Source organism: Coriobacteriia bacterium (genome assembly GCA_030652115.1).
Taxonomy (GTDB): domain Bacteria; phylum Actinomycetota; class Coriobacteriia; order Anaerosomatales; family Anaerosomataceae; genus UBA6100.
Map to the genome: position 1 here is coordinate 1 of JAUSBK010000007.1, position 21,500 is coordinate 21,500.

Below are 21,500 nucleotides of genomic sequence, written 5' to 3' on the forward strand. Positions count from 1 at the left end.
GGCAGTCGGGGCCAAGCAGGCCACGGGTCCTACCGGCGTAACCTATGAGCCTTCCACCTGCATCAACCCCGCATGCCACGACTACGCTGCGGTCAGCACAGGAGGCTTCATCCCCGAGTGCGGCAGCTGTCACGCGTCGAGTGCCGATGAGACCCACGGGGCCCCGCATGTGGCGACAGACGACGCTGTGTGTGGAGTGGCGTGCTCCGATTGCCACGAGTTGAGCATGACGATCGAGCACGAGAAGCCCGAGTCGACAAGCTCGGGCCAGGGTTGCACGGCGTGTCATCCGACTCCCGCTGCCGCCGCCAAGCCCTGGAACGGCAGTTGCGCCACAGCCGACTGCCACACGGCCACCTCCGGTGCGCCGATGCATCTCGAGATGGCCGTGGCGCACGCGGTTTCGGAAAGCAATGGGGTCTGCCTCGGCTGCCACGCTGGCAGTGAGCTCGGCTTGATACACACAGGCGCCGAGAACCCCGACACGGGAGACGCGTCCTGTCTCGTCTGCCACACTGGCGAGACCGGCGAACCGGCTACCAACGACTGCACGGTCTGCCACTTCACCTTCGACGAGCACTACGACGAGGTGGCGCACCAGTCCGACACGCTCATCGGTTGCAGTGGCACCGGCTGCCACGAGACCCCGGACCTCTTCGCGGTTCACACGCAGCGCAACGCCGAGTTCGGGTGTGTTGGCTGCCACGACAGCACGCGGGTCGCGGTGCAGGATGCGATCGCCGAAGGAGACACGTCGTGCTTCGACTGTCACGCCGATGTGTCTCCCACAAGCCCGCACTACTCGGTCCACTGGGCTCAGCCGCCGCTGTTCACGGTCGACCCAGTCACGAACGTGCACACGAACTACTACTCCTACTACGATGGCACCTCGGGCAGCGCGCCCACGGGTGACTGCGCCATGTGCCACACCTCGAACCTCGTCGAAGAGCATAACGGCCGCTGGGACGCGACCATCGGCTTCTGGAGCCGCCGGCCGCGTTACGACAGCGAGGGCAATGCGCTCACATGCAACACCTGCCACGGCTCATCCGACTCAACGGTCACGGGTTCGATCGCGGACGGCGCCACGGCCTGCGACTCCTGTCACGCGATCCATGGGCCGGTCTTCTCCGGCGCCCATGCCTCGACGTTCGTCGACAGTCCGGAGGTCGAATGCGCCGACTGCCACGAGGACGACCTGGTTTCAGAGCACGACGGGACCTATCCGGTGCAGACCGCCGACGGTCTGAAGAACGTCACCGGTTGCGCCGTCTGCCACAGCTACACGTACGGTGAGCGGGGAGACGTGGTCCAGGCTGCGATCTCCGAGACCAACGACACGCGCTGTTCGGCCTGCCACGCCGCTTACCACACCGACTCGACGGCGCATGATGCCTCGAGCGCTGCGAGTCTCGAGTGCGGTGTCTGTCATGCCGAGGGCCAGACCACGATCGACGTGACGTCGGTCCACTCCACCTGCGCCACCTGCCACCAGGCGGAGCGCCTCGGCGCGATCTCGGATCACACCGCCGAGTGCTCGAGCTGCCACGCAACGGCGGGTACCGACTATCACGCCGAGATGGACGGGCTGCACACATTCACCGCCATGGGTGAGAGCTGCAAGTCCTGTCACGACCAGACGCTCCCCGAGGCGCATGCGGACTATCTCGATCGCTACCCGGCGTACAGCTCCACCTGCGCGCTCTGCCACAAGAATGCCGACCCGGATAGCATCAACTGGGACACGGCCTCGGCCGACTGCTCGACGTGTCACGAGATTCACGGCGACGTTGAAGTGCTGCACACGTCAACGGCAAGCCAGGGTTGCGTGCGCTGTCACGACTCGGCGGATGTGCGGCTCGTCCACGCAGCGACTGCTGGCGATCCAGACACTTCGTGCGATGTCTGCCACAACGCCACATTCGAGCTCTCGGCTGACATGACAGCTGAGTGCGAGACGTGCCATAACGCCGGGGGCGTGCCATTCCACACGTCGATGAACGTGCTCCACATCGGCCTGGGTACCTCGGGTACGTGCGAAGGTTCGGCGTGCCACGTTCGGGACGTCGCCACGCTGCACGAGGAGTTCATCGGTCCGGGCACGCAGTATCCGCAGTACCAGGACACGTGCTCGCTCTGCCACCTGAACGATGACCCCGACCGCATCGACTGGGACGTGGCCACCAACGGGACGTGCTGGAATTGCCACGGTGCGCCGCACGATCGGATGAGCCACGTGGCGAGTTCGGTCCAGAGTCTGGACTGTGCCGGCTGTCATGATGACTGGGTCGTGGAGACCCACAACGCATACGAACCCACGGGCGGGTCCCTGGACAACTGCAATACCTGCCATCGCAATCCGCTTGCTGGCAACATGACGTGGGACAAGTCCACCTCGGACTGCGAGGGGTGCCACGACAAGTACCCGGCCGCCACGAACCACTACCCGGCGGACAAGCACCTCGCAGTCCACGCGGACGTCTGCGTTGACTGCCACTACATGGACCTGAAGTCCGAGCACGTGAAGGTCGATGTGGCGTGTATCGAGTGCCACACCGACCCGTCGGACTCAGCGATCATTGCGGCCGGCTGGAACATGAACTGCGATCAGTGCCACATGGACAACCATGATGACGAAGCCACGCGGCATGCATCCACGCGCGCCGACTGCAGCACGTCGGGCTGCCACGAGTCGGATGTCTCCGCGATCCACAGTGGTCTGCCCTGGATGGGCTGCAAGAGCTGCCACACGGGCCCGGCACAGCTTGCCTCTGATCTCACCAAGAACTGCACCGACAGCGGCTGTCACGACGATGGATACCACACCACACTACCGGGGCTGCATACCGCCACCGCGAGCGCGGCCTGCACGCGTTGCCACACCGAGCGGCTGGCGGACGGCTCGCAGCTCGAGCCGATCCACGACGCAGCGTGCGCAACCTGCCACAACAGCACGATCGATGCCTCGACCAAGACAGCCGAGTGCACCACGTGCCACAACACCACCGTAGCGCCGTACCACGCGGCAATGGACAGCACCCACGACTTCACGACCATGAGCAGCGGCTGCCAGCAATCCGGCTGTCACCTGAAGACGCTACCCGAGGAGCACGCGAGGTACCTGTCGCGGTATCCGTCGTACGCCGATACCTGCGCCCTGTGCCACTTGAACGCGAATGCGGGTCGCATCGACTGGGCGACTGCTTCAGCAGACTGTTCGACGTGCCACGAGATCCATGGCGACATCGCGGTGGTTCACACGGCAACAGCCAGCCAGTCATGCAGAGCCTGTCATGAGACACAGAACGCGCTCGACATCCATGTCAAGAAGGACGGCAGCGGCGACACCAACTGCGCTCTGTGTCACAACGCGGCGGCCGGCCGCATCAACTGGGACCCGGCTACCGTGTCGATGGAGTGCACGTACTGCCACGGCACGTACGCGCAGATCGACCCGGCCCACTATCCGGTGGCGGCGCACGACGCGTCGGCCCAGACGGGCTGCAACCAGTGCCACTACAAGGACATGAAGGCTGAGCACTTCCTGGCCACCGTGTCGCCGGCGGTCACGTGCGTGTCGTGCCATGAGCTCAAGGTGGATGCATTCGCGGCGCCGTGGGACAAGACGTGCGGCTCGTGTCACCCGACCAACCACCGTGACAAGAACACCAAGCACCTCTCGACATCCGCAAGCTGCGGCGGCACCGGTTGCCACGACATCGCCAACGTGGACGCGATCCACTCGGCCACGAGCAGCGGATGCAAGGCGTGCCACGTCTCGCCGTCCGTTCGCGCTACGACAACGACTTGCACGGCCGCGGGCTGTCACGCGAGCATCGGAACGAATCATCACGAGGCGCACAACGCGGCGTCGGTGAACCCCAGCGGCTGCAAGGGTTGCCATTCCATGTATCTCGATGACGAGCATTCCGCACTCGGATACGCCTGCGCGGCATGCCACGATTCGACGAACAGCGCAGTCGTTGCGGCGATCGCCGCCGGCGATCTGCGGTGCAAGACATGCCACCCGGGGTTGCACGGAAAGCAGAACTACGAGTTCAACCCGAGCATGTCGAGCGTTCACCGCGTGAGTGTCGAGTTGCCGGGGATGCGTTCGTCGTTCGTAGTGGGCGGCCGGTCGTACACCTGGAGCTTGCCGTCGACCACCAGCTTCCTCAAGTCGGGCTGGACCGCGAGCAGCATGATGTCGTGCGACAGCTGTCACGCGTACACGGGCGCAGCGGGACCGCATGGAGCGACCATGCAGGTGAAGATGGATCCGGGGTATCCAGCCGACTGGCAGACCAAGCGGCTGGCCGGGAGCTCGAGCTTCAGCGACTACAACAGCAGCCCGGTTGCGCCTGCGTACACGGGGGGTTATGTGGGCACCTCGACCGGCGCGGTCATTTGCGACAAGTGCCACAACACCAACTACAGCAATATGAACGAGGTCCACGGCAAGGGCGCTCACGAGGGTGCGTACTGCACCGACTGCCACACGCAGATGCCGCACGGTTGGCGTCTGCCGCGGTTGCTGGCGTACACGAGCGACCCGTCCCCCTACGCGGCGCGGAGGCTTGCGGGCATCAGCCTCACGAGCCACTCCGCCACGAGTGGTTGGGACGACAGCGACTGCTACGCGGGCTGCCACAGTCACGAAAACACCGTGTCGCCGGCATGGCCTACGGCTGACATCGTTGTCACGACCGGCGCTATCAGCGGGACGGTCAAGAACTCCTCTGGTGCTGCCATCTCGGGTGCGACAGTGAGCATCGCAGGCAAGACGGCGACCACGTCGAGCACCGGTGTCTACACCGTCAGCGATGTCACGGCGGGCACCTACACGATGACCGTGAGCGCCGCCGGCTACACCTCGTGGTCGGGCTCCGTGACGATCACCGTGGGCGGCACCCTCGCGCAGAACGTGACGCTCTCGGCCGTCCCGGTGACGACCGGCGCCATCGGTGGGACGGTCAAGAACCCCGCTGGAGCTGCCATCTCCGGTGCGACAGTAAGCGTTGCGGGCAAGACCGCGACCACGTCGAGCACCGGGGTGTACTCGGTCACCGGCATCACGGCCGGCACCTACACGATGACCGTGAGCGCCACCGGCTACACCTCGTGGACGGGTCAGGTTTCGATCACGGCAGGTGGCACGGCCACTAAGAACGTGACGCTGGCGGCGGTGCCGACGGCCACGAACCTCGCCCGGACCGGGACGGCCTCGGCATCGAGTCAGGCAAGCGGCTCCTATAGCGCTGCTAAGGCGATCGATGGAAGCACGAGCACATACTGGCGGTCATCCTCGGGCGGTACGCAATGGCTGCGCGTCGACCTCGGGTCCGCGAAGACCATCTCGAGCGTGGTGGTGAACTGGACCAGCTACTACGCGAAGTCGTATCGCATCGAGACATCGAACGACGGCTCGAACTGGACGCAGCAGTTCACGACGACGTCGGGCAACGGCGGCATCGACACGATCGCCATACCGTCGGTCTCTGCGCGGTACGTGCGCGTCTACTGCACGAGTGCGAACTCCACCAACTACCGGGTCAACGAGTTCGAGGTCTGGGGCAACTAGTCGGCAAAGTCCGGGAGGCGCATCCTCCGGGTGACGTTCGAGACGCCCTCGCCACTACGGCGGGGGCGCTTCTCTTTACACCGCACCCGTGTTGCGAAGCGCCTCGATAACCTCGCGCGTGGTCTCCAGCGCGGCATCGGGCCGCCGCCCGGGGGCGCCCGGGTCCTCGGCGAGCGCCGGGGGCAACTCCACACCCGTGAGCGTACCGGCGAGCAGCGTCCAGGCCTTGGGCACGATGCGCTGCCAGGAGTAGCCGCCACCGCCCGTGGCGAGCAGCCGGCCTTCGCACAGTTCGTCGGCGAGCGCCACGATCCGCCCGTAGAGGCTCCGGAATCCGTCGAGCGTCACGCCGAGTGTGGTGAGCGGGTCGCTCCAGTGCGCGTCCACGCCGCACTGCGCCACGATGAAGTCCGGCCCGAACGCGCGCGCGGCCGGTGTCACCACCTCATCGAAGGCGAGCAGGTAGCACTCGTCGGTGGCGAGCGGTGGCAGCGGCACGTTGAGCGCGCTGCCGAGGCCGGGTCCGTACCCGCGTTCGTCGATGCCACCCGTGCCGGGGAAGAGGTACCGGCCGGTCTCGTGGAGCGAGATCGTGAGTACGCGGGGTTCCTCGTAGAAGATGTCCTGAACGCCGTCGCCATGATGGGCGTCGATGTCCACGTAGAGCACGCGTAGTGCGGGGTCTCGCTCGAGCGCGGCTGCGATTGCCACCGCGACGTCGTTGTACACGCAGAACCCGGAGGCATAATCGCGGTGTGCGTGGTGGAGGCCTCCGGCGGGGGAGAACGCCCGAATGTATGCTCCGCTCGTGACGGTTTCGAGTGCGGCGGCGGTGGCCCCGCACACGAGCGCAGCGGCATCGTGCATCCCCGGGAAGGCCGGCGTGTCGCCCGGGCCGATGCCGGCCTGCGGGCGCCAGAGCCCGCCGGGTCCGGACGCGCGTTCCACGGTCTCGAGGTACGCCTCGGTGTGGACGCGCAACAGGTCCTCGGCGGTCGCGGCCTCGAAGGGGATCGGCCGCAACGCGCCTTCGGCGATGAGACCGTGCGCCTCCATCATCGCTACGGCGAGCGATACCCGCTCGGGCCGGAACGGATGCTCGGGGCCGAGGTCGTACGCGTCGAGCTCGTGCGTGTAGGCGAAGGCCACTTCCACGGCGCATCTCCCTTCGGGCAGTAGATGCCCGCTTGGGGCGTGGCGTGAACGTTTCAGCTGCATCTCCGGTGGCGAACGCCGGTGATTTGCGGCTCCGCAGCGCGTCCCGTATACTGCGAAACCTGTCAATGACACAGCACGATCGGCGTTGACGGGGATCAGTAGGGGCCAATCCCAGCAGCAGAGAGTCGGGGACGGTGGAAACCCGACGCGGGACGCTTCGAAACTCACCCCTGAGCCACCCGGAAGAACGTGCCCGGTGCTCTCGCGCGGATGACCTCCGCTGAGAGCCGGGACCAGTAAGACGGGTCGGTGGCATCCGTTACCTGCCGCATGAAACTCACTCGCAAGCGCACGGGCACACACGCCCCGTGCGTTCCTGCGCTGCATGCGGCATCAAGCGGGCGCCCCGCCCCCAAGAGGCAGGGGTACGCGCATGGAGCTTCGCAGCGACCGCATGAAGAAGGGCGCCGTCCGGGCGCCCCACCGCAGCCTCCTCAAGGCCGACGGCCTCATCGATGAGGAGATCGCGCGCCCGCTCGTGGCCGTCATCAACTCGGCCAACGACATCATCCCCGGTCACGTGGGCATGGACCGTGTGGCCGAAGCCGTGAAGACCGGCGTCCGCATCGCCGGCGGCACACCCCTCGAGATCTCAACCATCGGTGTATGTGACGGTATCGCCATGGGCCACGAGGGCATGAAGTTCTCGCTCGCGAGCCGTGAGGTCATCGCGGACTCGGTGGAGATCGCCGTGTCGGCGCACGCCTTCGACGCGGTGGTGCTCATCCCCAACTGCGACAAGATCATCCCCGGCATGCTTATGGCCGCCGCTCGCCTCGACCTGCCGACTGTCGTGGTCTCCGGCGGCCCGATGCTTGCGGGGCGCTGGGAGGGTAAGCACGTCGACCTCGACACGGTGTTCACTGCCGTGGGCGGGCACGCAGTGGGCGAAGTGAGCGACGAGCGGCTGCTCGACTTGGAGAACAACGCGTGCCCCACGTGCGGCAGCTGCGCCGGCATGTTCACAGCCAACTCGATGAACTGCCTCACCGAGGCGATCGGCATGGGACTTCCGGGCAACGGAACGGTCCCCGCGGTCTACTCGGAACGCATCCGTCTGGCCAAGTACGCCGGCATGCAGGTGATGGCGCTCCTCGAGCAAGGCATCACCGCGCGGAAGATCATGACGAAGGCGGCCATCACCAACGCGATGACCGTGGACATGGCGTTTGGCGGGTCCTCGAACACGGTGCTGCACCTCACCGCGATCGCTGCCGAGGCCGGCGAACCCATCACGCTCGACGACTGGCAGGCAGTCTCCGCGCGCACGCCCAACCTCGTGCGCGTTTCGCCGGCGAGCGACTATCACATCGAGGACCTCTACTTCGCGGGTGGCATCCCGGCCATCATGGCCGAGCTCGCCAAGGGCGACCTCATCGATACGCATGCGCTCACGGTGACAGGCCACACCATCGGCGACACGATCAAGCACGTCGCCGGAGCCGACGGCGCGGTCATCCGCACCATCGACGACCCGTACGCCACCGTCGGCGGCCTGCGGGTCCTCAAGGGCAACCTCGCCCCGCGCGGCGCGGTTGTGAAGCAGTCGGCGGTCGCGCCCGAGATGCGCCAGCACGCGGGCCCCGCGCGCATCTTCGAAAGCGAGGAGGAGGCGAGCGCCGCCATCCTCGGCGGGAAGATCCGCGAGGGCGACGTGATCGTCATCCGCTACGAGGGCCCAAAGGGTGGTCCGGGGATGCGCGAGATGCTCTCGCCGACTTCGGCTGTGAAGGGCATGGGCCTCGCCAAGAGCGTGGCGCTCATCACCGACGGCCGCTTCAGTGGCGCCACTTCGGGCGCCTCGATCGGGCACGTAAGCCCCGAGGCCGCCGAGGGCGGACCGATCGCGCTCATCGAGGAGGGCGACACCATCACGATCGACATCGACGCGGGCACGCTCACCCTCGAGGTGACCGACGAGTACCTCGCCATGCGCGCCCGCGCGTGGACGGCCCCGGAACCCAAGGTGAAGACCGGCTATCTCGCCCGCTACGCGCACTTCGTCACGAGCGCGGACAAGGGCGCGGTGCTGGAATCGTGAGCACGCGAGACGACCAGGAGGTGAACGCATGAAAGTGACCGCAGCACAGGCCATCGTCAAGTCGCTCGAAGCCGAGGGTGTCGAGGTCGTATTCGGCTACCCCGGCGGTGTGGTTCTGCCGCTCTTTGACGCGCTGTACGAGGCGCCGTCGATCCGCGTGATCCTCACCCGGCACGAGCAGGGTGCCACGCACGCGGCGGATGCGTACGCGCGCGTGACCGGCAAGCCCGGCGTCGTGATCGTCACGAGCGGGCCGGGGGCGGCCAACACGGTCACCGGCATCGCGAACGCCTACATGGACTCGGTGCCGCTGGTGGTGATCACCGGCCAGGTGGCCACGCATGTCCTCGGCACCGACGCGTTCCAGGAGACCGACATCACGGGCATCACCATCCCGATCACAAAGCACAACTACCTGCTCGACGACCCGGCCGACGTGCCCGAGGTGATGGCCGAGGCGTTCCACATCGCCTCGACCGGTCGTCCCGGACCGGTGCTGATCGACCTGCCGGTGGACATCTCGCGCGGCGAGATCATGTTCAAGTATCCCGAGCGCGTGAACCTGCCCGGCTACAAGCCCACCATCAAGGGCCACGCCAAGCAGATCAAAGACGCTGCTACGCTGATCTCCAAGGCGCGCAAGCCGCTTCTGTACGTGGGCGGTGGCGTGCTCTCGAGCAACGCGGCCAGGGAGCTCAAGGAGCTTGCCGAGCTGATGCAGCTTCCTGTGGTGACCACGCTCATGGGCAAAGGCGCGTTCCCGGAGGACCACCACCTCTTCGTGGGCATGCCGGGCATGCACGGCGGCAAGTTCACCAACTACGCGATCACCGAGACCGACCTGCTCTTCGGCATCGGCGTGCGCTTCGACGACCGCGTGACCGGCAAGCTTGCCACCTTCGCGAACAAGGCCAAGGTCATCCATGCCGACATCGACCCGGCGGAGATCGGCAAGAACCGCAGCGTGGACCTGCCGATCGTGGGAGACGCGAAGTCCGTTCTAGTTGGCATCATCTCCGAGCTGCGCAAGATGAACGCCGAGCCGCGCACGGAGGCGTGGATGCGCGTCATCGATGACTGGCGGACGCGGTACCCGTTCCACTACCACGCCTCCGAGACGTCGATCATGCCCGAGTATGCGGTCGAGCGCGTCCGCGAGCTCACGAAGGACCGCCCCACCGTGTACTGCACCGAGGTGGGCCAGAACCAGATGTGGTCCTGCCAGTACTTGAAGATCCGCGAACCGCGGACGTGGGCGTCCTCCGGCGGCCTCGGCACGATGGGCTTTGGCCTTCCGGCCGCCATCGGCGCGCAGCTCGGCCGGCCAGACTACCTCGTGATCGACATCGCCGGCGACGGCTCCATTCAGATGAACAGCCAGGAACTCGCTACGGCGGCCATCAACAAGCTGCCGGTCAAGGTCGTCATCCTGAACAACGGCTACCTCGGCATGGTGCGTCAGTGGCAGGAGCTCTTCTACGACAAGCGCTACTCGAGCTCCACGTTGCCGCAGGACTGCCCCGACTTTGTGAAGCTCGCCGAGGCGTACGGCGCATTCGGCGTGCGGGCCACCACGCCGGCCGAGCTCGATGAGGCTCTGATCGCGGCGTTCGCCTACGACGGCCCGGCGATCGTTGACGTCCGCGTGGAGCGCGAAGAGAACGTGTTCCCGATGGTGGCGCCCGGCGGTTCGATCGATGAGATGCTCGGTGGAATCCCGGGAGGCCCCGTCTCCGACATGTTGGATGCCGAGGAGTTCCTCGAGGAGGTGTGGGAGTAATGAAGCACACACTCTCGGTGCTCGTGGAGAACAAGCCCGGCGTGCTCACGCGCGTGGCGTCGCTGTTTGCGAGGCGCGGCTTCAACATCGACTCGCTCGCGGTGGGCGAGACCGAGGACCCCACGCTCTCGCGCATGACCATCGTGGTGGCAGCCGATGAGGTGGCCATCGAACAGGTCACCAAGCAGCTTCATAAGCTCATCAACGTGATCAAGATCCAGGACCTGGATCCGAAGGACATGATCGACCGCGAGCTCGTGCTCTACAAGGTGAACGCCGCTCCCGAGCGGCGGCACGAGATCATCGAGATCGCGAACGTCTTCCGCGCCAAGATCGTGGACGTGGGCAAGAACTCGCTCACGATCGAGGCCACCGGCACGAGCGACAAGCTTGCAGCCATGGAAGACCTGCTGCGCGCGTACGGCATCAAGGAACTCGCTCGGACCGGCAAGATCGCCCTGGCGCGCGGGAGCCGCGACGCATAGGGGCTCGTATAGGTCAGCAAGGGCGCCCGCTCGGGCGCGAGGAGGAGGAAGACAGAATGGCAACCGTCTACTACGAGAAGGACTGCGACCTGTCGCTCGTCCGTGACCGCAAGATCGCGGTCATCGGCTACGGCTCGCAGGGTCATGCGCACGCGCTCAACCTGCACGACAGCGGCTGCGACGTGCGCGTGGGTTTGCGCGCCGGCTCCAGCAGCTGGGAGAAGGCCAAGGAGGCCGGACTCAAGGTCATGACGCCGCGCGAGGCGGCGCAGGAAGCCGACATCGTGATGATGCTCACGCCGGACGAGACCACCGCGCACATCTACTACGCGGAGATCCACGAGTCGATGATCGCAGGCAAGGTGCTCGCGTTCGCGCATGGCTTCAACATCCACTTTGCGCAGATCGAGGCACCCGAAGGCGTGGACGTCATCATGATCGCCCCCAAGGGCCCCGGCCACATGGTGCGCCGTGTGTTCACCGAGGGCTCGGGCGTGCCGTGCCTCATCGCCGTCCACCAGGACGCGAGTGGCAAGGCGAAGGACATCGCGCTTTCGTGGGCGATGGGCATCGGCGGCGCGCGTGCGGCCGTGATCGAGACCACCTTTGCCGAGGAGACCGAGACCGACCTCTTCGGCGAGCAGGCCGTGCTGTGCGGCGGCCTCACGCATCTCGTGCAGGCGGGCTTCGAGACGCTTGTGGAGGCCGGCTACCAGCCCGAGATCGCGTACTTCGAGTGCATGCACGAAGTGAAGCTCATCGTCGACCTGATGTACGAGGGCGGCATGGCCAAGATGCGGGACTCGATCAGCAACACCGCCGAGTACGGCGATTACGTGACCGGCCCGCGCATCGTCACCGACGAGACGCGCGAGACGATGGCCGAGGTGCTCTGGGAGATCCAGAACGGCACGTTCGCACGCAACTGGATCCTCGAGAACCGCGCGGGGCAGCCAGGCTTCAAGGCGATGCGTCGCATCCAATCCGAGCACCTGATCGAAGAGGTGGGCGCCGAGATGCGTTCGATGTTCGCCTGGATCAAGAAGTAGTGACGCAGCGATGCGAGCCGTAGGCTCGCACGTCTGCGTCACGCCGTGCATCGAGCGGACTACTGCCGCTCATGCACGGCCGCACGGTACGAAACGCCGTCTCATGCCGGGGCCGGCGAGGATAGTACCCCTGAGAGGAAGTTGAACGATGCAGAAGAAGTACCTGATGACGCCGGGCCCCACGCCGGTACCCGCCGAGGTGCTGCTCACGCAGGCCGCACCGATCATCCACCACCGCACGCCCGACTTCTCGGCGGCCTTCAAGCAGGCTATCGAGGGCTTGAAGTACGTCTTCCAGACCGAGGGCGACGTGCTGCTGTTCGCAAGTTCGGGCACCGGCGTGATGGAGGCTGCGATCGCCAACAGCTTCTGCGCGGGTGACACCGTGGTCGTGTGCCGCAACGGCAAGTTCGGCGATCGCCAGAAGAACATCGCCGAGGTCTACGGCCTCAACATCATCGACCTCAAGTACGAGTGGACGAGCGTAGTGGACCCGGCCGACGTGGCCACGGCCCTCGAGGAGAACCCGGGCGTGCGCGGCGTGATCGTCACGCAGTCCGAGACCTCCTCGGGCGTACTGAACGACGTGAAGGCCATCGGCGCGATCGTGGCCGAGTACCCCGACTGCCTGCTCATCGTGGACAGCATCACGGGCATCGGCGCAGTGGACTGCAAGACCGACGAGTGGGGTCTCGATATCGTGATGACCGGCTCGCAGAAGGGTCTCATGCTCCCGCCGGGCCTTGCCGCCTGCACCGTGAGCGAGAAGGCTTGGAAGGCCTACGAGCGCTCCACGCTGCCGAAGTTCTACTTCGACTTCATGAAGTACAAGAAGAACATCGCCAACGACACCACGCCGTTCACCCCGGCCGTCTCGCTCGTGCTCGGTCTCGTGGTCTCGCTTCAGATGATCATGGACGAGGGCCTCGAGAACACCATCGCCCGTCACGCCAAGCTCGCCGAGGCCACCCGCAAGGGCTGCGAGGCGCTCGGCCTCACGCTCTTCGCGCCGGCCGAAGGTCGCGGCAGCGCGGTCACGCCCGTGTGGGTTCCGGAGGGCGTGGACGGCAAGAAGATCGTGAGCATCCTCAAGAACAAGTACGGCATCACCATCGCCGGCGGCCAGGACGACTACGCGGGCAAGATCTTCCGCGTGGGGCACCTCGGCTACTTCGGCGAGTTCGACATCATCACCACGCTTGCGGGCCTCGAGATGACGCTCGCCGAGCTGGGCTACGAGTTCGAGCGCGGCGCGGGAATCGTTGCCGCCGAAGCCGTCTTCATGGGGGAGTAGACACGATGAAGGTACTGGTAGCAGACAAGATCAGCGACAGCGGCATCGAGAAGCTCCGTGCCGACGGCTACGAGGTAGACGTCAAGACGGGGCTCTCCGAGGACGAGCTGGTGGCGATCATCGCGGAGTACGACGCCATGATCGTGCGCTCGGCCACCAAGGCCACCCGCCCGATCATCGAGGCCGGCGGCAAGCTCAAGATCATCGGTCGCGCCGGCGTGGGCATCGACAATGTGGACGTGGCCGCGGCCACCGAGCGCGGCGTGATCGTGTGCAACGCACCGACCTCCAACATCGTGTCGGCCGCCGAGCAGACCATCACGCTGATGCTCGCCACCGCGCGCAACACCGCGCAGGCGAACGCCAGCATGAAGCAGGGCAAGTGGGAGCGCTCCAAGTTCACCGGTACCGAGGTGTACGAGAAGACGCTCGCCATCGTGGGCCTCGGCCGCATCGGCACGCTCGTGGCAGAGCGCGCCCGCGGGCTGGGGATGAAGCTCATCGGCTACGACCCCTATACGAGCGAGGAGCGCGCCGCGTCGCTTGGCGTGACGCTCTACCCGACGATCGACGAGCTCCTGCCGCTGGCCGACTTCCTCACGGTGCACCTGCCGAAAACGAAAGAGACCATCGGCATGTTCGGCGCCGAGCAGTTCGGCAAGATGAAGGACGGCGTGCGGCTCGTGAACACCGCCCGCGGCGGCATCTACCAGATGGACGCCCTCGTGGACGCGCTCAAGAGCGGCAAGGTGTCCTCGGCTGGCATCGACGTGTTCGAGGTCGAGCCGTGCACCGAGTCGCCGCTCCACGAGCTGGAGAACGTCGTGCTCACGCCGCACCTTGGCGCGTCCACCGAGGAGGCTCAGGACCGTGCCGGCGACCAGATCGCCGAGCTCATCGCCGCCGGGCTGCGTGGCGACATGGTGGAGACGGCCGTGAATATCGCGCCGGTGCCGCCGGAAGTGATGGAGGCCGTGGGGCCGTACGTGCCGGTGGCCGAGGCGCTCGGCACCGGTATCGGCCAGATCGCACGGGGCCCGGTCTCGCAGATCGAGGTTCACTTCATCGGTCATCTCGCCGACCAGGACACCCGCATCCTCAAGACCGCGATGCTCAAGGGTCTGCTCACCGTGGTGGGCCAGGACGCGGTGAACTTCGTGAACGCGAACCACTATGCCGAGCAGCGCGGGATCTCGGTCACCGAGAACAAGCGCGTTGAGAGCATGGACTACGTGAGCCTGATGGTCGTTGTGGCCAAGGCCGGCGACCGCGAGTTCAAGCTGGGCGCCACGCTCATCGGCAAGAAGAACGAGCCGCGCCTCGTGGTGTTCAACGAGTTCGCGATCGACATGGCGCCGTCGGCGCACATGCTGTTCATGGAGTACTCGGACGTGCCCGGCGTCGTGGGCAAGGTGGGTACCGCACTCGGCGAAAACGAGATCAACATCGCGTCGATGCAAGTGGGCCGCACGGGCGAGGGTGGCACGGCGCTCATGGGCATCAACGTGGACACGGCGATCCCCGACGCGCTCATGGAGCGCATCAACGCCAAGGCCGAGGTGTCCGAGGCCTGGAACATCGAGCTGTAGGCAACGGCTCTCAGGACACGCAAGGGCCGGGGGCGGTTCCCCGGCCCTTGCGTGTCCGCGCTACACGAAGCACTCATCAGGGTATGAAGCGGTCATGCGAAGAGCCTCAGATCCGGGCCGGGTGAGCGTTCCTGCAACCTGGCTTGCCACCATCGCGATCGCGGGAACCCTCGTGATCCTGAGTGCAGGCGCCGCGTTCTACACCCGGCAGTCGAGCGAGTTGCGGGACCAGGCGCAGCGGGATCTCGAGTCCATAGCCATTCTCAAAGTTGATCAGATCGTGCAGTGGCGCGAGGACCGGCTTGCGGATGGCGCCAGGGCGACCCAGGGTCCCGGGATGCGCGGCATCGCACATGAATGGCTCGCTAGCCCCTCGCCCGAGGGCCTACTGGCACTCAAGCGGGCGCTCGAGTCGCAACTCTTCGGAGACCGCTATCGCTCGGCGCTGCTCGTCTCGCCAGAGGGCGAGATTCTCGCGCAGGTGGGCGAAGAGCGCGAGAGCATCGCCGACGAAGTGCGCGAGACCGTGAGAATCGCGGGTTCAAGTCGCACGGCCGTGCTGACCGACGTATACCGGACCGAGACGGACACGACCCCGGATCTCGATGTGGTCGCGCCGCTCTTCGATTCCGAGACAGGCGAGTATCTTGCCGCCATCGTGCTCAGTACCGATGCGGAGGACTTCCTCTTCCCTGTGCTCAGTCGATGGACACGTGAAAGCCGCACCGCGGAGACGCTGCTCGTTCGCCGTGACGGCGAGGATGCGCTCTACATCAACGACATACGTCACCGCGATGACAGCGCGCTCTCCCTGCGCGAGCCGTTGTCCGCAACTGACGTTCCCGCAGTGCAGGCCGTCCTCGGCCGCACCGGGACGTTCGAGGGCGTGGACTACCGGGGCGAGCCCGTGCTCGCTTACCTCGCGCGCGTCCCGGCCTCAGGGTGGTTCATGGTGGCGAAGATCGACTCGGAGGAGGCCTTTGACGCGTGGACCGTCCGCTCCCGGTACATCATCGTCGTTGTGGTCTTGATGGTGCTCAGCCTACTGGGAACGCTCACCTACGTTTGGCAACGCCTGAACGCCGGGCGTCTCGCACGGCTGCTCGACACCGAGCGCGCGAGACGGGAGGCGGACGAGCGCCTCGCAGTCACGCTAGCAAGCATCGGCGACGGGGTCATCTTGTGCGACACCAACTCCAGGATCGAGTTCATGAACCCGATCGCCGAGGAACTCACGGGCTGGTCCCTCGCAGAGGCAAGAGGCGAGCCCCTGCTCAACGTCTTTGCACTCTTCAACGAGTACACCCGCGCCAAGGTCGAGGATCCCGTTATGCGCGTGCTGCGCGAGGGCATCGTAGTGGGCTTGGCGAATCATACGGTCCTGCAATCACGCCATGGCACGAAGACGGCGATCGCGGACAGCGGCGCGCCGGTCAGGAACGAGAACGGCGAGATAACCGGTGCCGTGTTGGTGTTCAGGGACCAGACACAGGAGCGGGAGGCGCGCCGGGCGCTCGAAGATAGCGAAAAGCGCTTTCGCCTGCTCGTGGAGGGCGCGCCGGACGCGATCTTCGTGCAAACCAACATGCGCTTCGCCTACCTCAACGAGGCCGCGTGGCGCTTGTATGGCGCTCAGTCACCCGACGAGCTCCTTGGAGCTCCCGTTTTCGAGAGGTTCCACCCGGACTTCCACGAAATGGTCATGGGGCGAATCGAAGCCCTCAGTGTGCGTCGTGAACCGCAGAAGGCCACCGACCAGGTCCACATTCGGCTGGACGGCAGTCCGGTCCATGTCGAGGTCTCGGCGGTACCGATCACGTACGAAGGAGAGGGCGGCGCGCTGGTGTTCGTGCGCGATGCCACCGAGCGCGTTCGGAACGACGCGGTCGAGCGAATCAGAACGGGACTACTCGAGTTCGAGCGCGATCACACGCTCGACGAGCTGCTGCGCGAGGCGCTGGATCGTGTGACCGAGCTGGTGGCTAGCCCGATTGGCTTCTTCCACTTCGTGGAGTCCGACCAGACGACGCTTTCCTTGCAGGCGTGGTCCACGAGCACGCTTGAGCAGTACTGCACGGCCGAAGGCGGCGGACTGCACTACAGTCTCGACGAAGCCGGCGTCTGGGCAGACTGCATCCGCCAACGAAGAGTCGTTGTGCACAACGACTATGAGTCTCTCACCGACAGGCACGGCCTTCCGGAGGGTCACGCTCCTCTGGTGCGGGAGATCCTCGTTCCCGTGATGCGCGGCGACCGGGTAGTGGCAGTCGTCGGCGTGGGCAACAGGGCGGAGGAGTACACAGAAGACGACGTTCGCGTGGTTTCCTACCTGGCAGACGTTGCGTGGGAAATCGCTCAACACAAACGCACCGAGCAGGCGCTGAAGGCGAGCGATGAACTACTCCGCACAGCCGGGAGCCTCGCCAACTTTGGCGCGTGGCGAGTCGACCTTGGCTCGGGGGAGATGTACTGGTCACCGGTGGTAGCGCGCATCCATGAGGTGCCCGAGGGCTTTGCGCCCTCGGTCGATGAAGGGATCGCCTTCTACGCTCCCGAGTACCGTGATCGGATAACCGAGGTGTTCACCGCGTGCGTCACCGAGGGCGTGCCCTACGACGAGGAGATGCAGATCCTCACTGCGAACGGCAAGCGCGTATGGGTGAGGACCAACGGAGTCGCCGTCCGCGACGAAGCGGGTCAGATAGTAGCGGTCCATGGGGGCTTCCAGGACATCACGGACCAGAAGCTCGCCGAGGCCGAACTGAAGCAACACCGCGATCACCTCGAGGAGCTCGTGGCTGAGAGGACGCACGAGCTCGAGGAGACCAACGAGCGTCTGGAGGAGGCCACCAAGGCCAAGAGCCGGTTCCTCGCCAACATGAGCCATGAGCTGAGGACGCCGATGAACTCGATCATCGGCTTCTCGGGGCTGCTCAGCCAGGGCATGAGCGGCGAGCTCACACCCGCGCAGCACCTGCAAACCGATCTCATCTACAGTGCGGGGCGACACCTTCTCACGCTCATCAATGCGGTGCTTGATATCTCCAAGGTGGAGGCGGGGCGCATGGACGTGGTCCTTGCGCTGTGTGACCCGACGGACACCGCCTCGAAGGTGGTCGAGACACTGAAGGCACTCGCGGACGAGAAGAAGCTCGCTATCGTGTTCGAGCGCCCCGACGAGCCGATCAGCCTCACGACCGACGAGCGAAAGATGAAGCAGATTCTGATGAACCTCATCGGAAACGCCATCAAGTTCACGGACGACGGAGAGATCACGGTCAGCGTGTCATCAACCTCGGAAGGCGGCGCTGAGATCGCGGTTCGTGACACCGGGCCGGGGATCGCCGAGGAGGACCTTCCTCGGCTCTTCGAGCCGTTCTTCCGGCTCGAACAAACAGGCGCAGAGAAGGCGGAGGGAACCGGGCTCGGTTTGGCGCTCTCACTCGAATACGCGCGGCTGCTCGGAGGCTCAATCCGGGCGGAGAGCGCCCTGGGTGAGGGCTCGGTCTTCACGCTCGTGCTACCGGCGGCCGGGTAGGGGCGCACTGCTCCTACTGCTGCGCGGGACAGCCGGCATCAAGCAGGTCTCGAATCGCCTGCGCGAAGCCCACCGGATCGAGCGGCTTGGTTATCACCGCGTCCATCCCTGCCTCGTGACAATCGCTCACGTGCTCGGCCATTGCGTGTGCAGTGACGCCGACGATGAACAGGTGATCGCCCGTGTCTTTCTCGCGGTCCCGGATGGCGCGGGTGGCTTCGAGCCCGTCCACAAGCGGCATCTTCACATCCATGAGCACGATGTCGAACTGCCCGGCCGCTGCGGCCTCGACAGCTTCGTTGCCGTTGACCACGCCAGTGGGGGTTCCACCCGCCAGGGTGACGAGCGTCATGACGAGCCGGAGTGACGGGGGATTGTCCTCGGCGATAAGGAAGGTGACACCGTCGAGAAGGCCGCCCATTATCTCTGCTCCTTGCGCGCCGCCGGCTGCGCGGTTGTGTTCGGCTGGTCCCCCGTATATACCCCCCGGCTGGTTCCGCAGCCCATCGCGGGTAGGCGCTCGATGCGCCCTGCGCTATACTCCCCGCATGAACGCACCAGCTCACATGCTTCTGGGTACCATCGGACGACTTATGCAGCCGGCCGCCGTCTAGCGACGGTTCTCGCGCCGGCGAACCCGCCCGTACCCGCGTTCGATTCGCAAGGAGCATCCCGTGAGCAGTTCATCTCCGACCCCCGATAGGGTCTTCATCTTCGACACCACGCTGCGCGACGGCGAGCAGAGCCCGGGCGCGAGCATGAACACCGCCGAGAAGCTCGAGATCGCCCGCCAGCTTGTCCGCCTCGGCGTGGACGTGATCGAGGCCGGCTTCCCGATCTCGAGTCCCGGTGACTTCGAGAGCGTGCGTCGCGTGGCCGCCGAGGTGGGCGACGCCGCGACCGTCTGCGCTCTCTCTCGCGCCATCCCCGCCGATATCGAGCGCGCCGCCGAGGCGCTCAGGGGCGCGGCCCGGCCGCGCATCCACACCGGCATCGGCGCTTCGGACAGTCACCTCAACGACAAGCTCCACATCAGCCGCGACGTGGCCATCGAGCGCGGCGTGGCGGCAGTCAAGCTCGCGCGGAGCTTCGTGGAGGACGTGGAGTTCTACGCCGAGGACGCGGCGCGCGCCGACCGCGACTTCCTGTGCCGGATGATCGAGGCGGTCGTGGCGGCTGGAGCCACCGTCGTGAACATCCCGGACACCACCGGCTACAGCTATCCCGAGGTCTTCGGCGAGCTCATCGCTGCGCTCGGCGAGCGCGTGAAGGGCATCGAGAACGTCACGATCTCCATCCACTGCCACAACGACCTCGGCATGGCCACGGCCAATGCGCTTGCAGGTGTGCGGGCGGGTGCGCGGCAGATCGAGTGCACCATCAATGGTCTGGGCGAGCGTGCGGGCAACACCGCGATGGAAGAGGTCGTGATGGCGCTCAAGATGCGCCCCGACGTCTTCGGCGTGGATTCGCGGATCAACACGAAGGAGTTCGTGCGTGCGTCGCGGCTGGTCTCGAGCATCACCGGCATCCTCGTTCAGCCCAACAAGGCGATCGTGGGCGCCAACGCGTTCGCGCACTCAAGCGGCATCCACCAGGACGGCGTGCTCAAGGAGCGCTCCACCTACGAGATCATCGACCCGGCCGACGTAGGTGCGGGCGGCTCGTCGATCGTGCTCAGCGCGCGCAGCGGTCGTGCGGCGCTTCGGCACCGCCTGGCCGAACTCGGCTACGTGATGGAGGACGACGAGTTCGAGACCATGCACCAGGCGTTCCTCGAACTCGCCGACAAGAAGAAGGAAGTCTACGACGAGGATCTCGAGGCGCTCGTGGGCGAGGCCGAGCGCATGGTGGGCGAGGTCTACCACCTCGAGCAGGTGCACGTAAGCTGCGGCGATCCGGGCATCCCCACGGCCACCGTGGAGCTCATCGACCGGGACGGCACCAGTTTCATCGACTCCAGTCACGGCAACGGCCCGGTGGACGCGGTCTACAAGGCCATCAACCGCATCGTGCAGGAGCCCAACGATCTCACCGAGTTCAGCGTGCAGAGCGTCACGCGCGGCATCGACGCGGTGGGCGAGGTGACCATCCGCGTGAAGAGCGAGGACGGTCGCACGTTCACCGGCCGCGGCGCGCACCCGGACATCATCGTGTCGAGCGCGAAGGCGTACGTGAACGCGCTGAACCGGCTGCTCGTGGCCGCCGAAGCGCCGAGCGTACCGGACGAGGTCTAGCCCAGCCCTTCCACCAGAGCGGCGAACTGCGCAGGCGAGAGCGCCCGTGGCTCCAGACCGGCGATGCCGAGTAGATGGGCATCACCCGACACGATCGCCTGCGCACGCCCTATGCGGGTGAGTGCGATGAGGTAGTCGTCGTCTGGATCGGGCGAGATTCGGGCGACTGCCTCCGGGTCGGGAACGACCACCGCGATGCGCTCGAGCCATGCGACGAACTCCTGCGCGGTGGCGTCATCGATGTGCCGTGCGATCTTGGGCCGCTGGAGGACTCCACGGAGTTCGGCGAGCAGGCGTGCACAGACGATTGCATCGAACAGTCCGTCTTCGAGGTCACGCATGAGTCGGGCGGGCGCGCCGGTGCGAGAGAGGAGTGCGGCGACGAGCACATTGGTGTCGAGAACGGCGCGGATCACGAGGTGCCGGAGCGGAAGCGGTGAACCTCCTCGACGGCGAGTCTCAGCGCATCGTCCTCGGTCATGTCAGCGGAAGTCCAGGCGCGGTCGAGCACGTCCATGCCGAGATAGGCCCGGAGCGCCTCCTCCACCACCTCGTAGTCGCGTTTGCCGCTGCGAGCGGCCATGACCCGGGCGCCGCGGAGGACGTCTTCGTCGAGGTACACGGTTGTCTTGGTCTTTGCCATGCATTCAGGATAGCGTCATGCCATCATTCCATCAAGAGGTACAAC

The 21,500-nt window shown here is 65.8% G+C and carries 13 protein-coding genes; 9 read left to right on the forward strand and 4 right to left on the reverse strand.

Annotation, left to right across the window (positions count from 1 at the left end; translation table 11 throughout):
* The first annotated feature begins 226 nt into the window (after positions 1-226).
* Positions 227-5,581, forward strand: a complete 5,355-nt coding sequence (locus Q7W51_04070) for a carboxypeptidase regulatory-like domain-containing protein (GenBank protein MDO8847544.1) — start codon at positions 227-229, stop codon at positions 5,579-5,581.
* Positions 5,582-5,656: 75 nt separating this feature from the next.
* On the opposite strand, the gene Q7W51_04075 is transcribed toward Q7W51_04070, so the two are convergent.
* Positions 5,657-6,736 carry an acetoin utilization protein AcuC gene (locus Q7W51_04075; GenBank protein MDO8847545.1) on the reverse strand — a complete coding sequence of 360 codons (1,080 nt, stop codon included), beginning with the start codon at positions 6,734-6,736 and terminating at the stop codon, positions 5,657-5,659.
* A 436-nt stretch (positions 6,737-7,172) separates the two neighbouring features.
* Here Q7W51_04075 and ilvD point away from each other — a divergent pair, with 436 nt between their 5' ends.
* From ilvD to Q7W51_04110, 7 genes are all read left to right on the forward strand, one after another.
* Entirely contained in the window at positions 7,173-8,840 is a 1,668-nt protein-coding gene (gene ilvD, locus Q7W51_04080; GenBank protein ID MDO8847546.1) for a dihydroxy-acid dehydratase, read from the forward strand.
* A gap of 28 nt (positions 8,841-8,868) precedes the next feature.
* Positions 8,869-10,620 (forward strand): biosynthetic-type acetolactate synthase large subunit, encoded by a 1,752-nt coding sequence (gene ilvB, locus Q7W51_04085; protein ID MDO8847547.1) that lies wholly within the window; start codon positions 8,869-8,871, stop codon positions 10,618-10,620.
* A complete protein-coding gene (ilvN, locus tag Q7W51_04090; GenBank protein MDO8847548.1) occupies positions 10,620-11,105 on the forward strand; it encodes an acetolactate synthase small subunit in 486 nt (161 codons plus the stop codon). Before ilvB ends, ilvN begins: the two co-directional genes overlap by 1 nt.
* Before the next feature lie 56 nt (positions 11,106-11,161).
* Positions 11,162-12,154, forward strand: a complete 993-nt coding sequence (gene ilvC, locus Q7W51_04095; GenBank protein ID MDO8847549.1) for a ketol-acid reductoisomerase — start codon at positions 11,162-11,164, stop codon at positions 12,152-12,154.
* Positions 12,155-12,302: 148 nt separating this feature from the next.
* Positions 12,303-13,448, forward strand: a complete 1,146-nt coding sequence (locus Q7W51_04100; protein ID MDO8847550.1) for an alanine--glyoxylate aminotransferase family protein — start codon at positions 12,303-12,305, stop codon at positions 13,446-13,448.
* 5 nt (positions 13,449-13,453) lie between these two features.
* A complete protein-coding gene (gene serA / locus Q7W51_04105; GenBank protein MDO8847551.1) occupies positions 13,454-15,037 on the forward strand; it encodes a phosphoglycerate dehydrogenase in 1,584 nt (527 codons plus the stop codon).
* A 94-nt stretch (positions 15,038-15,131) separates the two neighbouring features.
* The gene (locus Q7W51_04110) at positions 15,132-18,575 is read left to right on the forward strand and encodes a PAS domain S-box protein (GenBank protein ID MDO8847552.1); all 3,444 of its coding nucleotides are present in this window, start codon (positions 15,132-15,134) and stop codon (positions 18,573-18,575) included.
* 13 nt (positions 18,576-18,588) lie between these two features.
* Here the strand turns inward: Q7W51_04110 and Q7W51_04115 are convergent, their stop codons facing one another.
* Complete coding sequence (locus Q7W51_04115; GenBank protein MDO8847553.1) at positions 18,589-18,996, reverse strand: response regulator; 408 nt, start codon at positions 18,994-18,996, stop codon at positions 18,589-18,591.
* Between the two features lie 253 nt (positions 18,997-19,249).
* On the opposite strand from Q7W51_04115, the gene Q7W51_04120 reads away from it, so the two are divergent.
* A complete protein-coding gene (locus Q7W51_04120) occupies positions 19,250-20,812 on the forward strand; it encodes a 2-isopropylmalate synthase (protein ID MDO8847554.1) in 1,563 nt (520 codons plus the stop codon).
* Here Q7W51_04120 and Q7W51_04125 read toward each other — a convergent pair.
* Positions 20,809-21,228: a putative toxin-antitoxin system toxin component, PIN family gene (locus Q7W51_04125; GenBank protein MDO8847555.1), complete on the reverse strand. Its 420-nt coding sequence runs from the start codon at positions 21,226-21,228 to the stop codon at positions 20,809-20,811. The two genes, Q7W51_04120 and Q7W51_04125, sit on opposite strands and share 4 nt — an antisense overlap.
* Positions 21,225-21,455, reverse strand: coding sequence for a hypothetical protein (locus Q7W51_04130; GenBank protein ID MDO8847556.1), 231 nt, complete (start codon positions 21,453-21,455; stop codon positions 21,225-21,227). Before Q7W51_04130 ends, Q7W51_04125 begins: the two co-directional genes overlap by 4 nt.
* Positions 21,456-21,500: the final 45 nt, after the last annotated feature.